Raw genomic sequence first — 13,903 nt, forward strand, 5'->3', positions numbered from 1 at the left:
TACCCCCACCCTCGCCCCCTCAGCCGAGGAGGACCACTTCCAGGACGGCACCCGGCTCCACGCTCTCCGTCTCCTCCGGGACCACGAGCAGGCAGTCCGCGTGCGCGAGGGCCGCGATCAGATGGGAGCCCGCACCGCCCACCGGAGTGACGGTGCCCGCCTCCGGGTCGTACGTCCCCCGGAGGAACTGCCTCCGCCCGGCCGGCGAGGACAGCGCCTTGTCGGCGACCAGCTCCGCCCGCACCCGGGGCCGGTGCAGGTCCTCGACGCCCATCAGGGACCGGATCGCGGGCCGGACGAACAGCTCGAAGGAGACGTACGAGGAGACCGGGTTGCCCGGCAGGGCGAGCAGCGGGATCTGCTCGGCGCCGATCGCGCCGAAGCCCTGCGGCTTGCCCGGCTGCATGGCCAGCTTGCGGAAGTCGACCTGCCCGTCGGCGGTCAGCGCCTCCTTCACCACGTCGTACGCGCCGACGCTCACGCCGCCCGTGGTCACGATCAGATCGGCCCGGATGAGCTGGTCCTCGATGGTGGCGCGCAGCGACTCCGCGTCGTCGGCGACGGCCCCCACCCGGTACGCGAGGGCGCCCGCGTCCCGCGCGGCCGCGGCCAGCGCGAAGCTGTTCGAGTCGTGGATCTGGCCCTCGCCCAGCGATTCGCCGGGCTGTACCAGCTCGCTGCCGGTGGACATGACGACCACCCGGGGGCGGGGCCGCACCCGGACGGTGCCGCGACCGATCGCGGCGAGCAGTCCGATCTGCGGCGGTCCGAGGACCGTGCCCGCCGCCAGGGCCAGCTCCCCGGCCCGGACGTCGCTGCCCCGCTCGCGGACGTGCGCGCCGGCCTCGGCGGCGCGGTGCACCCTGACCTCGCCGGCCGCGCCCTCGGGGGCGGCGCTCGCGGCGGTCATGCCGGTGGCCGCGCCGCCGCCCGTACCGCCGTCGGTCCACTCGACGGGGACGACGGCCTCGGCGCCGGGCGGCAGCGGGGCGCCGGTCATGATCCGGGCGGCCTGGCCGGGGCCGACCTCGGGCAGGCCGCCGGCGCCCGCCGCGACATCGCCGATGACGGTGAGGACGGCGGGGAACTCCTCGGTGGCACCGGCGACATCGGCGATCCGGACCGCGTACCCGTCCATGGAGCTGTTGTCGAAGGGGGGCAGCGCGACCGGCACCGTCACGTCCTCGACGAGGACACAGCCCTGCGCGTCGAGGAGTTGCAGCTCGATGGGGTCGAGCGGGCCGACCGTCGCGAGGATGTCGGCCAGGTGCTCGTCCACCGACCACAGCCCGCGCGCGGGACCCGCGCAGGGGTCGACCGCGCCCGTCCCGTCACCATGGCCGTGATCACCGTGATCACCGTGGTCATGGTCGCCGTGGACGTGGTCCCCGTGTCCCCGGTCGCCGTGATCCTGGTCGTCGTGGGACGGCGACGGTGCCGCGCTGCTGCTCAAGGTGCTACATCTCCTCGCTGACGTATCTCCGGAGCCAGGCCCGGAAGTCCGGTCCCAGATCTTCACGTTCGCACGCGAGTCTGACAATGGCACGCAGATAGTCACCGCGGTCACCGGTGTCATAACGGCGCCCCTTGAACACGACGCCGTGCACCGGGCCGCCGATCTTCTCGTCCGAGGCGAGCTTCTGCAGGGCGTCGGTGAGCTGGATCTCCCCGCCGCGGCCCGGCTCGGTCTCCCGCAGCGTCTCGAAGACGGCCGGATCCAGCACATAACGGCCGATGATCGCGTAGTTGCTGGGTGCCTCGTCCGCGTCCGGCTTCTCGACCAGGTCCGTCACCTTCACGACGTCCGAGTCGACGGTCGCCTCGACCGCCGCGCAGCCGTAGAGGTGGATCTGCGAGGGCTCGACCTCCATGAGGGCGATCACGCTGCCGCCCTCCCGCTCCTGGACCTCGACCATCCGCGCGAGCAGCGGGTCGCGCGGATCGATCAGGTCGTCGCCGAGGAGCACCGCGAAGGGCTGGTCGCCGACGTGCGGGGCGGCGCAGAGCACGGCGTGACCGAGGCCGCGCGGGGCGCCCTGGCGCACGTAGTGCATGGTGGCGAGGTCACTGGACTCCTGGACCTTGGAGAGGCGTTCCGCGTCGCCCTTCCGGCTCAGGGCCTCCTCCAGCTCGTAGTTCCGGTCGAAGTGGTCCTCCAGGGGACGCTTGTTCCGGCCGGTGATCATCAGGACGTCGGAGAGGCCGGCCGCGACGGCCTCCTCGACGACGTACTGGATGGCCGGCTTGTCGACGACCGGCAGCATCTCCTTCGGCGTCGCCTTGGTCGCCGGGAGGAAGCGGGTGCCGAGGCCGGCGGCCGGGATGACAGCCTTGCTGATCCGGCCCAGCCTGGGGAGCGAGTGATTCATGCGGAGCACTTTAGTCGTTCGGAATGAGAGAAAGATGTGGCTCCGATTAACTTCCTCCAGATAAAGACAGTTACGAGAGTTTAGTGAATTCGCATGGGGCCGACATGACACCTGAGATGTCCGAAAAGACCGTGCTGCGCAGTCGGCTTCTGGCCGCCCGCGCCGCGCTGAGCACCGATTCCCTGGCCCGCACGGCCGAATCCCTCGCCCGCCGGGGACTGGAACTGGCCGAACTCGCGGAGGCGTCCACGGTCGCCGCCTATGTGTCCGTGGGCCGCGAGCCCGGCACGCGCGCGTTGCTCGACGCGCTCCACGCGCGCGGGGTGCGGGTCCTGCTCCCCGTCCTGCTCCCCGACAACGACCTGGACTGGGCGGCGTACGAGGGCCCGGAGGGGCTCGCGAAGGCCGGCCGGGGCCTGCTCGAACCGGTCGGGCCCCGGCTCGGACCGGAGGCCGTGTGCGCCGCCGACGCCGTCCTGCTGCCGGGCCTCGCGGTCGACGGGCGCGGGATGCGGCTGGGGCGGGGCGGCGGCTCGTACGACCGGGTGCTCGCCCGGCTCACGCGCGCGGGTGCCGATCCCGCGCTCGTGGTGCTCCTGTACGCGGACGAGGTGGTCGCCCGGGTCCCGGAGGAACCGCACGACCACCCCGTGCACGCGGTGGTGACCCCGGAGGGGGTCACCCGCTTCCGGCCCTGATCAGGGCTTCAGCTTCAGCGTGTCCTTCGTCGCCGCGTCGACGGCCGCCCTGCCGTAGGCCCAGTCGTACAGGTCGCCCTTCGCCCACGCGTCCGTCTGGTCGGTGTAGTGGGAGTTGAAGGCGTGGCCGGAGGCTCCGGTGAGGTTGATCCACCGGGACTTGTCCCAGTCGCCGACGTTGACGACCATCCGCATCGACGGCACCCAGATGACCTCGTAGCCGCCGGCCGCGTTCCAGCCGGTGGCGTCGACGGCCGCCTCGCCGCCGCCCATGTTCCAGGGGCCGCGGTTGAGGAGCTGCTGCACGACGCCGGGACCGGCGGTGCCGAGCGTCTGGTTCTTCAGGGTCAGCTGGTGCAGCCGGCCCCAGCTCCAGGTGGAGACGTCCTTGCCGAGCTTGGCGGTCAGCTCCCAGCGCGCGTCCTTCATGGCGCGGGCGAGCAGCTGGTCACGGGTCTCGGTGGCCTGGTCGGTGCGGTTGCCGGGGGTGACCCACCACTCGCTCTTCTCCTGCTTGAGGAGCGGGCGGACCACCTCGTACCAGCGGTCGCCGCCGTCCGGCTGGGCCGAGTCGGGGTCGCGCTGGCCGCATTCGCGTACGAGCTTGTTCTGCTCGTCGACCGGGCCGGTGGCGTCGGCCGGGCGCACGTTGATGCATTCGCCCTCGACGCGGAGCTCCTTGGGCAGCTTGTCGCCGAAGGACAGCTTGAGGAGGTTGCGCCAGACCGCGTTGAAGTAGGCGGCGGCAGCCGAGTCCGGCTCCTGGGTGTAGTCCCAGCCTTCGAGCAGCTTCTGCGCCTCGCGGACGTACGGGTCCGCGATGTCGATCTTCAGCAGCAGCGGGTTGAGCAGGGTCGCGATCTCGCTGCGGTTGTCCGTCTGCATGGTGCGCATGTCGTCCGGCGAGATCTTTCCGCCGTCCTTGATCTTCGACTCGATGAGGTCGTTGATCCGCTGGCTGCGCGAGCCGTAGCCCCAGTCCTTGGTGAGCAGGTCGGGGTAGGTCTTGGAGTCGATCACGGCCTGGTTGGCGGTGACGATGTAGCCGCGCTTCGGGTTGTACTCGTACGGCAGCCGGTCGAAGGGGATGTAGCCCTTCCACCGGTACGAGGAGTCCCAGCCGGGCGCCGGGAGGGTGCCGTCCCACTTGCTGCGCTGCGGGATCTTGCCCGGGGACTGGTAGCCGATGTTGCCCTGGGTGTCGGCGTAGATCAGGTTCTGGGACGGGACCTCGAAGTTCTTGGCCGCGGCCCGGAAGGTGGTGAAGTCCTTGGCGCGGTCGAGGGCGAAGATCGCGTCCATCGACTTGCCGGGCTGGAGCGCGGTCCACTGGAGGGAGACGCCGTAGCCGGTGCCGCGGTCGGGGGCGGCGTTGCCGACGGGGGCCTTCTGGCCGACCTTCTCCAGCTCGGAGGAGCGGTCGGAGACGAGCGGGCCGCGGTCGGTGGCGCGGATGGTGATCGTCCGGTCCTCGCCGCCGGCGACCTTGATGATCTCGTCGCGGACCGTGAAGGGCTTGACCTTGCCGTCGACGAGGTAGCCGTCGGGGCCGATCTTCTCCAGGTAGAGGTCGGTGACGTCGGCGCCGAGGTTGGTGAGACCCCAGGCGATCTTGTCGTTGTGTCCGATGATCACACCGGGCATGCCGGAGAAGGTGTAGCCGGAGACGTCATAGCGGCAGGTCGCCGAGACCGAGCGGCAGTGCAGGCCCATCTGGTACCAGAGGGACGGCAGCTGCGGCGCCAGGTGCGGGTCGTTGGCCAGCAGCGGCTTGCCGGAGGTCGTGTAGTCCCCGGAGACGACCCAGGAGTTCGAGCCGATGCCGTTGCCGTTGGGGCCGAGGAGGGCGGGGACGCCGTCCAGGACCTCCGAGAGCGCGCCGAGCTGGGACTCGATGCCCTGCGAGGAACCGGAGGAACCGGACGCCGGGGTCTCGCCGGTGGTCAGGCCGTCACCGTCGCCGTCGCCGGGCTTCGCCTTCGGGTCGAACTTCCCGGTGGACTCGTCGACCGCGCCCCGGTCGACGATCGGCTGGTGGAGCGCGTACGGGTACTCCGGGTACAGCGTCTTGATCTGGCTCGCGCTCAGCCGACTCGTCATCAGCGAGCGGTCGATCTCGTCCTGCATGTTGCCGCGCAGGTCCCAGGCCATCGCCTTGAGCCAGGCCACCGAGTCGACCGGGGTCCAGGGCTCGATCGCGTAGTCGTTGGTGAAGGCCAGGGCCGCGTACTCGACGGAGATGTCGGCGGGGTCCCGGTCCTTCAGATAGGCGTTGACGCCCTCCGCGTACGCCTGGAGGTACTTCTTCGTCTCCGGCGTCAGGACCTTGTCGTACTCCTGCTGCGCGACCCGGCGCCAGCCGAGCGTACGCAGGAAGGTGTCCGTCTCGACCTGGCTCTCGCCGAACATCTCGGAGAGCCGGCCCGCGGTCACGTGCCGCCGGACGTCCATCTCGTAGAAGCGGTCCTGCGCCTGGACGTAGCCCTGGGCGCGGAAGAGGTCCGTCTCGTTGTCCGCGTAGATCTGCGGGACGCCGTTGGCGTCGCGCTTGACCTCGACCTCACCGGAGAGGCTGTCGAGCCGGATCTCGCCCGTGGTCTGCGGGAACGAGGCCCGGACGGTGCTCACACCCCAGAACCCGCCGTATCCGACGCCCGCGACCAGGGCGAGGACCAGGACGAGGAGGATCAGGCGGGCGCGCCGCCCTTTCTTCTTGGCGGGAGGCGCGGTCGTGTTGGAGGGCATCGCTGTCCTTCGAGGGGCAGGGTGGTCCTGGAGTACGGGAGCAACCTTAGGCGCAGCGTCCGGACGGCCTGGACGCGGTGTCAGGAAGACAACCGTGAGGAGAACCGTACTGGTGAGCGAGATGCGCAAAGAGGGCGTCAAGAAAACGTTAAAGATTAGGTAAGGTAACGAAGTGTCGGCCGCTGGAGGAACGATCCAGCTGCCTGTGACGGCCGCTGGAAGAACGATCCGGCTGCACGTGAGGGGAAGGAACGGCCACTGACTGTCCACGATCTCAACGAACTCCTGCTCATCAGCTCCCTCGTGCTGCTGATCGCGGTGGCGGCCGTCCGGATCTCGTCCCGGAGCGGGCTCCCCAGCCTGCTGCTCTACCTCGGCATCGGCGTCGCCATCGGCCAGGACGGCATCGGCAACGTCGCCTTCGACAACGCGGAACTGACGCAGGTCATCGGCTATGCCGCCCTCGTCGTGATCCTCGCCGAGGGTGGCCTCGGCACGAAGTGGAAGGAGATCAAGCCGGCGCTGCCCGCCGCGGTCGTCCTCTCCACCGTCGGCGTCGCGGTGAGCGTGGGCATCACCGCCTCGGCCGCCCACTACCTCGTCGGTCTCGACTGGCGACAGGCCCTGATCATCGGCGCCGTCGTCTCCTCCACCGACGCCGCCGCGGTCTTCTCCGTGCTGCGCAAGGTGCCCCTCCCGTCACGGGTCACCGGTGTCCTGGAGGCCGAGTCCGGCTTCAACGACGCCCCCGTCGTCATCCTCGTCGTCGCCTTCTCCACCACAGGACCGGTCGACGACTGGTACGTCCTCGTCGGCACGATCGCCCTCGAACTGGCCATCGGCGTCGTCGTCGGTCTCGCCGTCGGCTTCCTCGGCGCCTACGGGCTGCGGCACGTCGCCCTGCCCGCCTCCGGCCTCTACCCGATCGCCGTCATGGCCATCGCCGTCGTCGCGTACGCCGCCGGTGCCATGGCCCACGGCTCCGGCTTCCTCGCCGTCTACCTGGCGTCGATGGTCCTCGGCAACGCCAAGCTGCCGCACGCGCCCGCGAACCGCGGCTTCGCCGAGGGACTCGGCTGGATCGCGCAGATCGGCATGTTCGTCCTGCTCGGCCTGCTCGTCACCCCGCACGAGCTGGTCCACGACTTCTGGCCCGCCGTCGTCATCGGCCTGGTCCTGACCGTGGTCGCACGGCCCATGGAAGTGCTGGTCAGCCTGCTGCCCTTCCGCATCCCCTGGCAGGAACAGGCCCTGATGTCCTGGGCCGGCCTGCGCGGAGCCGTCCCCATCATCCTCGCCACCATCCCGATGGTGTCCGACATCGACGGCAGCGAGCGGATCTTCAACATCGTCTTCGTGCTCGTCGTCGTCTACACCCTCGTCCAGGGGCCGACCCTGCCCTGGCTGGCGAAGGCCCTCAAGCTCGGCGACTCCGGAGAGGCCGCCGACCTCGGCGTCGAGTCGGCACCCCTGGAACGGCTGCGCGGCCACCTCCTCTCCGTCGCCATCCCGGAGCACTCCCGGATGCACGGCGTCGAGGTCGCCGAGCTGCGGCTCCCCGCCGGAGCGGCCGTCACCCTCGTCGTACGGGAGGAGACGAGCTTCGTACCGGGTCCCGCGACCGTCCTGCGGCGCGGCGACGAACTCCTCGTCGTCGCCACCGACCCGGTACGGGACGCCACCGAGCGGCGACTGCGCGCGGTCGGCCAGGGCGGCAAGCTCGCCGGCTGGCTGGGGACCGGGGGCGCCACGGCGGCCTCGACCCCGACGGACACGTCCCTTCGCTTCCATCGGCACGGCGAGCATCACAAGCGAACATCCGGTTAATCCGAGGCATTAATTCAAGGACAGGAGCGTTTTCCCAGGCAGGAAGACGCTCCTCCCTGTACCATGAAGGCACACCTGATCGAACCAACTCTGCCTGACGCAGAGCTGGCGCGACCGTATGGCGGCCGTGGCGCCCCTCCGCAGTGGGGCCGGCCCGGTATCTACCGCAGTAACGCGCATGAGGACAGCTCTCGGCGACACCCGCACCACAGTGCCGGGGGCGCGCTACCAGGCGGCAGAAAGGCCAGGACCGTGGCGTCCACGGTCATCTCGGACAAGCGGCCCGGCTACGGGCAGCTTCTGCGCACACCCGGTGCGCTGTCCTTCCTGCTTCCCGGCTTCGCCGCCCGGCAGCCCTTCGCGATGCTGACCATCGGCATCGTCCTGCTCGTCCAGCACACCACCGGCTCCTTCGGCAGCGCCGGCGCGGTCGCCGCCGTCACCGGCGTCTCGATGGCGCTGTTCGCTCCGCAGAGCGGCAAGCTCGCCGACCGCTTCGGCCAGCGCGCCGTACTGATCCCCGGCGTCCTCGTCCACACCGCGTCCGTCTCCCTGCTCGTGGTGCTCGCCCTGAGCGGCGCCCCGCTGTGGGCGCTGTTCCTGGCCGCCGTGCCCGCCGGCGCCTCCGTGCCCCAGGTCGGCCCGATGGTCCGGGCCCGCTGGGCCGCCAAGCTCGACGGCACCCCGCTGATGCCGACGGCCGCGGCCTTCGAGTCCGTGACGGACGAGTTCACCTTCGTCGTCGGTCCCGTCCTCGCGACCGCCCTGTGCACCGGCGTCCACCCGGCCGCCGGCCTGATCGCCGAAGCCGCGCTCACGCTCTTCGGCGGACTCTTCTTCGCCGCCCAGCGCGCCACCCAGCCCGCGTTCGGCATCGCCGCGGCCGGCTCCGGCGAACCGCGCCGCTCGGCCCTTTCCATCCCCGGCGTCCGGGTCCTCGTCGTCGCCTTCCTCGGCATCGGCTCCGTCTTCGGCGGCATGCAGGTCTCCCTCACCGCCTTCACCGAGGAGATCGGCAACCCCGGCGCCAACGGTCTGCTGTACGGGGTCTTCGCCGCCGGCAACATGCTCGCGGGCATCGCCATGGGCACCGTCGCCTGGAAGGTCGGCCCCCGCCGCCGTCTGATCCTCGGCTACGCCGGCCTCACCGTCGCCGCGTCCCTGCTGTGGACCACGCACTCGGTGCTGCTCCTCGGCGCCCTGGGCCTGGTCGTGGGCCTGTGCATCGCCCCCGCCCTGATCACCGGCTACACCATCGTCGAGACCCTGATCCCGGCGTCCTCCCGCACCGAGGCCTTCACCTGGCTCACCGGCGCGGTCGCGCTCGGCCAGGCCGCGGCCGTCACGGTCGCCGGCCGCCTCGCCGACGCCCACGGCGCGAGCACCGGATTCCTGGTGCCGATGGTGGGCACGGCGCTCGCCCTGGCCACGCTCCTCGCCCTGCGCTCGCGCCTCAAGCCGCGCGAGACGAGCCGGGTCGCGGCGCGTGGTATCGGTCACCGCGTGCCGGTGGCGGTGGACTGAACCCGCGGAATACGTCAGTATGGATTGTCGTTAGCACTCGATGAGTGTGAGTGCCAGGAGGAAGACAAGTGCCGACCTACCAGTACCAGTGCACCGAGTGCGGCGAAGGCCTCGAGGCGGTGCAGAAGTTCACCGATGACGCGCTGACCGAGTGCCCCCAGTGCAAGGGCCGCCTGAAGAAGGTGTTCTCGGCCGTCGGCATCGTCTTCAAGGGATCCGGCTTCTACCGGAACGACAGCCGCGGCTCGTCGTCCAGCAGCTCGCCGGCCGCGTCGAAGTCCTCGACCCCGTCGTCTTCGTCCACGTCGTCCTCGACGTCGGACGCGAAGCCGGCCGCGTCGACCTCGTCCGCCTCCTCGACGTCCTCGTCGAGCACCGGAAGCTCGGCCGCCTGACGCCTGCCGCCCGACACGCAACAGCTGACGTCCGACGCCTGTTTCAGGACAACGTTCGTACGTTCCTCACCGAGGGCCCCGTCGTTCACGACGGGGCCCTCGGTGTTTCCCCGCACCGCGCATAGGGTGATCGTCATGGCGACCCATGATGCGTACGCGGACATCGGCGTGATCGGCGGCTCCGGCTTCTACTCCTTCCTGGAGGACGTCACGGAGGTGTCCGTCGACACCCCGTACGGCAGCCCCAGCGACTCCCTCTTCCTCGGCGAGATCGCCGGCCGAAAGGTCGCCTTCCTCCCCCGCCACGGCCGCGGCCACAGCGTCCCGCCGCACCGCATCAACTACCGCGCCAACCTCTGGGCCCTGCGCTCCGTGGGCGTACGGCAGATCCTCGGGCCCTGCGCGGTCGGCGGACTCCGCGAGGAGTACGGGCCGGGCACGCTCGTCGTCCCCGACCAGCTCGTCGACCGTACGAAGGCCAGGGCGCAGACCTACTTCGACGGGGAGCGACGGGCCGACGGAGCCGTGCCCCGCGTCGTCCACGTCACCTTCGCCGACCCCTACTGCCCGGACGGGCGGCGGGTCGCGGTCAAGGCCGCCCGGGGGCGCGGCTGGGAGCCGGTCGACGGCGGAACGATGGTCGTGGTCGAGGGGCCCCGCTTCTCCACCCGGGCCGAGTCCCGGTGGCACGCGGCGGCCGGCTGGTCGGTCGTCGGCATGACCGGCCACCCCGAGGCCGTCCTCGCCCGTGAGCTGGGCCTCTGCTACACCTCGCTGGCACTCGTCACCGACCTGGACGCGGGCGCCGAGACCGGCGAGGGCGTCTCCCACACCGAGGTGCTGCGGGTGTTCGGCGAGAACGTGGGACGGCTGCGCGAGGTGCTGTTCGACGCGGTGGGCGCGCTGCCGGCGACGGTGGACCGGGACTGCCTGTGCACGCACGCGCACGACGGCTGGAACCTGGGGATCGAACTGCCGTAAACCGCCTGGGAGGGTGAGGGAGTTGTCCACAGGCAGGGGGTGATCCCCAGGCCGGAGCGGGGAATCGGCGCGGCCCGGAGAGTGGGAGCCGATCCCACTCCCGACCAGGACGGCGGCACCCGCGATGACGACTCCCTTCCCCTCCCCACCGCCTTCCCTTTCCCCCGCTCCTCCCTCTGCCCTTGCCCCTTCCCCCGTCCCGGCGCCGTGCGTGGTGCCGCCCTTCGAGCCCCTACGGGTACGGGGCACCCGGCACCGGCTGCGCAGGGCGCTGCGACGGGGACGGCTCGTACCGGCGGTGCTCCTGGCCCTGGTGGCGGCGGCCCTCGCCGTCGCGAGCGGTACGCCGCCACCACCAGCGCCGTCACCGGGAGCGCCGACCGCCGGCGTCGCCGCTCGCGCGCGGCCGTCCGTCGCCGACCGGCTGGTGTCCGCTCCGGTACGGATCGCCGACGCCGCGACCGTACGGCTGCTGCGTCCCGGTGACCGGGTCGACGTGATCGCCGCGCCCAACTCGCCGCTCGGCGGGGAGGGTGAGGCCCGGGTGGTCGCGACGGGCGCCCGAGTGGCCGAAGTTCCGCACCCGGGCGAGACTCGATCGGACGGTGGGGCGCTCGTCGTCCTGTCCGTGCCGCGGTCGACGGCGACGGCGCTGGCAGGTGCCGGTGTCACGTCCCAACTGGCGGTGACGATGTGCTGATTCGTACTGACTGCCTGTCAAGTCACCGGTCCGCGTGTACGGATTGGACGGCTCTGCGCCGTTCGCGGCCTAATGGCACGGCACACAGCAGCACAAGCGACGAAAGGCACCTTGGTGGCCGAGAACAAGGAAAGTTTGCTGGCGGGCTTCAAGGCCTTCCTGATGCGTGGCAACGTGATCGACCTGGCAGTGGCGGTCGTCATCGGTGCCGCGTTCACCAACATCGTGAACTCGGTGGTCAAGGGCATCATCAACCCGATCGTCGGCGCCTTCGGCACCAAGGACCTGGAGAGCTACGCGTCCTGCATCAAGGACTCGTGCAAGGTCGTCAACGGGGAGGTGCAGGGCATCCAGCTCCAGTGGGGCCTGGTCCTCAGCGCGGTCCTGAGCTTCCTGATCACCGCGGCCGTCGTCTACTTCCTGATGGTCCTGCCGATGGCGAAGATCCTCGCGAAGCGTGCGGCGCACGACAAGGCGAAGGAAGGCGTCGCGGAGACCATGGAGATCAGCGAGCTGGAGGTCCTCAAGGAGATCCGCGACCACCTCGTCGCCCAGCGCGGCCCCTCCACGGGAACGGGCACGGGTACCGGTGCGGGCGCCGGGGGCGGTTCGGGGACGCACCCCACCTCCTGACCGGCGCCTCACGCCGGTGTCAGAGGTGGTGCGGCGGCTTCTCGTCGAGGAAGCGCGCGAGGTCGGCGGCGCTGCTGCCGCCGGCCGGAGGCCGCTCGCCCCATCCACGGTCCGTGTCGTCCGCGGACTGCTGGTCCAGCGGATCGTCGAAGACGAGTGCCGGCTTCGGACTGTTCTCGGGGCTGGGACGTACGCCGGGCCGCTTCGCGTCTCGCGGTCCGTGGGCGGGGGCGGTACTCATACCTCAAGGGTACGCCGCTTCCCCCACCCCGAACCCCGCTGATCTGCGGTCTTTCGGTCCCGTAGGACGTCCGTCCGTACGACGTCCGTCCGTTCAACGGTCCTTCGGGTCGATCAACCAGAGGCCCAGGACCACGAGGAACGACAGACAGAGGAAGCCCGCGCCCCACCAGGCGGTGCCGGTGTCGCCCGCCATCCACTCGTCCACCACGATCGTCAGCCCCCAGAGCTGGCCGATGACGACCGTGAGCGCCAGCGTGAGGCGGGCCGTCAGCTTCGAGGAGCGCTCCGGCTCCTGCTCCGTACCGGCGCCCGGTCCCGGACCGGTGTGGATGATCCGGGGATCGCCGTACCCGCTGGTGGCGCGGATCTGCGGATACCTCTCGTGCACGGGCCGGTTCAGGCGCGGCTGGGCACTGCCGGGGGTGTACGCCGGAGGCCGGGGGGTCTCCGGAACAGCCGGTGCCGCCGGGGCGACGGGGGGCTTCGCCGGCTCCGGGGCCTCCGGGTCGCGAGGGAAGGCGTCCTCGGTCATGTGCGTTCACTCCTCTCCGGCGCCGTGCCCCGCGCGGAGGCGCCGGGGCAGCCCAGACGGTCGGCGAGTTCAGGGCGGTCGTCGCCGAGCTGGCGGCAGAGGCCCTCGCGGGCGCTCTCGCCCGAGCGGGCGGTGCCGATGGCCCAGACGCTGCCGTCGACCTCCTCCACGAGCACCACCTTCGGCAGTCCCCGGGGCGGCGGGCCCGCCGTGACCTCTCCGGTACGGGCATCGAAGATGCCTTCGTGGCAGGGGCAGTACAACTCGCCCTCGCTGCCCCGGTCCTTGCGCCAGAGCACGGCGCAGGCGAGGTGGGTGCAGACGGCGGAGTAGCCGGCGAGGGTGCCGTCCTCCAGGCGGACGGCGACCGCGCGGTCCTCGGAGCCGGGGTAGCGGAAGGCCAGGGATTCGCCGGGCAGGATCACGTCCGCGATCTTCTTCGCCTCGGGCGGCCCGTCGCTGTCCCCGTGCCGGTGCAGGATGCCGGAGGCGACGGCGACACCGCCGACGGCGAGGCCGCCGGAGACGGTGGCGACGATCCGCAGGTAGTCGCGGCGGGTGGTGAGCGAGTCGGCGGCGATCCGGTCGTGGAGCGCTTCCTGGGCCGCGTCGGAGCGGGGGTCCGACGCGGGCGGCTGGGGGTCGGTGACGCTCAACGGACATCCCTTCCGTTGATCTCGACGACGGGAAGGCCGCCGGGTACCGGCCACTGGACCTTGTCGGCGGGGACGACCATCGCCACGCCGGTGGAGACGGTGGTGGTGCCGAAGGTGAAGGAGTCGGCGACCTGGACGCCGGGGCGTTCGGCCTGGAGCTCTTCGAGGGTTCCGTAGAAGAGGGCGCCGGTGGGGCAGACGGTGGCGCACATCGGGGCGAGGCCGTAGGCGGTGCGGTCGTAGCAGAGGTTGCACTTCATCTGGAGCTTCGCCTGGAGGTCGATCTTGGGGACGCCGAAGGGGCAGGCGTTGACGCAGTTGGCGCAGCCGATGCAGCGGGTGGTGTCGGCCTGCTGCACGACGCCGTCGGCGGTGACGAGGATCGCGTCGGCGGGGCAGACCTCGGCACAGGGGGCGACGGGGTCCTCGCAGTGCATGCAGACGGTGGGGAGGGAGGCGACGGAGTGGCCCTCGTCGGGGTAGTCGAGGTGGATCATCGACTTGCCCCGGTGGGAGTCGCATTCGCGGCAGGCGGAGACGCAGGCCTGGCAGCCGATGCAGCGGCCCGGGTCGATGAAGATCGTGCGGCCCATCATGTGC

Annotated in this window: 14 protein-coding genes; 7 read left to right on the forward strand and 7 right to left on the reverse strand. The window is 71.1% G+C overall.

What is annotated here, in order from left to right; genetic code table 11:
- Positions 1-19 precede the first annotated feature (19 nt).
- Together glp and galU are read right to left on the reverse strand one after the other, a co-directional pair.
- Positions 20-1,288, reverse strand: coding sequence for a gephyrin-like molybdotransferase Glp (glp, locus tag OG514_RS09560; RefSeq protein WP_266900805.1), 1,269 nt, complete (start codon positions 1,286-1,288; stop codon positions 20-22).
- Positions 1,289-1,457: 169 nt separating this feature from the next.
- A complete protein-coding gene (galU, locus tag OG514_RS09565; protein ID WP_266892873.1) occupies positions 1,458-2,369 on the reverse strand; it encodes a UTP--glucose-1-phosphate uridylyltransferase GalU in 912 nt (303 codons plus the stop codon).
- 104 nt (positions 2,370-2,473) lie between these two features.
- Here galU and OG514_RS09570 point away from each other — a divergent pair, with 104 nt between their 5' ends.
- Entirely contained in the window at positions 2,474-3,067 is a 594-nt protein-coding gene (locus OG514_RS09570; RefSeq protein WP_266892875.1) for a 5-formyltetrahydrofolate cyclo-ligase, read from the forward strand.
- Here OG514_RS09570 and OG514_RS09575 read toward each other — a convergent pair whose 3' ends face one another.
- Positions 3,068-5,812 (reverse strand): penicillin acylase family protein, encoded by a 2,745-nt coding sequence (locus OG514_RS09575; protein WP_266892877.1) that lies wholly within the window; start codon positions 5,810-5,812, stop codon positions 3,068-3,070.
- Between the two features lie 303 nt (positions 5,813-6,115).
- Here OG514_RS09575 and OG514_RS09580 point away from each other — a divergent pair, with 303 nt between their 5' ends.
- From OG514_RS09580 to mscL, 6 genes are all read left to right on the forward strand, one after another.
- Positions 6,116-7,639, forward strand: a complete 1,524-nt coding sequence (locus OG514_RS09580) for a potassium/proton antiporter (protein ID WP_266892879.1) — start codon at positions 6,116-6,118, stop codon at positions 7,637-7,639.
- A 252-nt stretch (positions 7,640-7,891) separates the two neighbouring features.
- Positions 7,892-9,163: an MFS transporter gene (locus OG514_RS09585; protein ID WP_266892881.1), complete on the forward strand. Its 1,272-nt coding sequence runs from the start codon at positions 7,892-7,894 to the stop codon at positions 9,161-9,163.
- Positions 9,164-9,231: 68 nt separating this feature from the next.
- Positions 9,232-9,558, forward strand: a complete 327-nt coding sequence (locus OG514_RS09590) for an FmdB family zinc ribbon protein (RefSeq protein WP_266892883.1) — start codon at positions 9,232-9,234, stop codon at positions 9,556-9,558.
- Positions 9,559-9,693: 135 nt separating this feature from the next.
- Positions 9,694-10,539, forward strand: a complete 846-nt coding sequence (locus tag OG514_RS09595) for an S-methyl-5'-thioadenosine phosphorylase (protein ID WP_266892884.1) — start codon at positions 9,694-9,696, stop codon at positions 10,537-10,539.
- A gap of 211 nt (positions 10,540-10,750) precedes the next feature.
- Positions 10,751-11,239 (forward strand): hypothetical protein, encoded by a 489-nt coding sequence (locus tag OG514_RS09600; protein ID WP_323181509.1) that lies wholly within the window; start codon positions 10,751-10,753, stop codon positions 11,237-11,239.
- A gap of 114 nt (positions 11,240-11,353) precedes the next feature.
- Positions 11,354-11,872 (forward strand): large conductance mechanosensitive channel protein MscL, encoded by a 519-nt coding sequence (mscL, locus tag OG514_RS09605; protein WP_266892888.1) that lies wholly within the window; start codon positions 11,354-11,356, stop codon positions 11,870-11,872.
- A 19-nt stretch (positions 11,873-11,891) separates the two neighbouring features.
- Here mscL and OG514_RS09610 read toward each other — a convergent pair whose 3' ends face one another.
- From OG514_RS09610 to OG514_RS09625, 4 genes are all read right to left on the reverse strand, one after another.
- Complete coding sequence (locus OG514_RS09610; RefSeq protein WP_266892890.1) at positions 11,892-12,113, reverse strand: hypothetical protein; 222 nt, start codon at positions 12,111-12,113, stop codon at positions 11,892-11,894.
- A gap of 93 nt (positions 12,114-12,206) precedes the next feature.
- The gene (locus OG514_RS09615; protein ID WP_266892892.1) at positions 12,207-12,647 is read right to left on the reverse strand and encodes a hypothetical protein; all 441 of its coding nucleotides are present in this window, start codon (positions 12,645-12,647) and stop codon (positions 12,207-12,209) included.
- Positions 12,644-13,303 carry a Rieske (2Fe-2S) protein gene (locus tag OG514_RS09620; RefSeq protein WP_266892894.1) on the reverse strand — a complete coding sequence of 220 codons (660 nt, stop codon included), beginning with the start codon at positions 13,301-13,303 and terminating at the stop codon, positions 12,644-12,646. The genes OG514_RS09615 and OG514_RS09620 overlap by 4 nt, the downstream gene beginning before the upstream one ends.
- A complete protein-coding gene (locus tag OG514_RS09625; RefSeq protein WP_266892896.1) occupies positions 13,300-13,899 on the reverse strand; it encodes a 4Fe-4S dicluster domain-containing protein in 600 nt (199 codons plus the stop codon). Before OG514_RS09625 ends, OG514_RS09620 begins: the two co-directional genes overlap by 4 nt.
- Between the last annotated feature and the right edge of the window lie 4 nt (positions 13,900-13,903).

The sequence above is a fragment of the Streptomyces sp. NBC_00572 genome (assembly GCF_026341815.1).
Lineage (GTDB): Bacteria > Actinomycetota > Actinomycetes > Streptomycetales > Streptomycetaceae > Streptomyces.

Bases quoted from the DNA above. Each gene is read 5' to 3' on its own strand.
- OG514_RS09610 (WP_266892890.1), bottom strand. From the start codon at position 12,113: ATGAGTACCGCCCCCGCCCACGGACCGCGAGACGCGAAGCGGCCCGGC.
- galU (WP_266892873.1), bottom strand. From the start codon at position 2,369: ATGAATCACTCGCTCCCCAGGCTGGGCCGGATCAGCAAGGCTGTCATC.
- OG514_RS09575 (WP_266892877.1), bottom strand. From the start codon at position 5,812: ATGCCCTCCAACACGACCGCGCCTCCCGCCAAGAAGAAAGGGCGGCGC.
- OG514_RS09595 (WP_266892884.1), top strand. From the start codon at position 9,694: ATGGCGACCCATGATGCGTACGCGGACATCGGCGTGATCGGCGGCTCC.
- OG514_RS09625 (WP_266892896.1), bottom strand. From the start codon at position 13,899: ATGATGGGCCGCACGATCTTCATCGACCCGGGCCGCTGCATCGGCTGC.
- OG514_RS09615 (WP_266892892.1), bottom strand. From the start codon at position 12,647: ATGACCGAGGACGCCTTCCCTCGCGACCCGGAGGCCCCGGAGCCGGCG.
- OG514_RS09570 (WP_266892875.1), top strand. From the start codon at position 2,474: ATGACACCTGAGATGTCCGAAAAGACCGTGCTGCGCAGTCGGCTTCTG.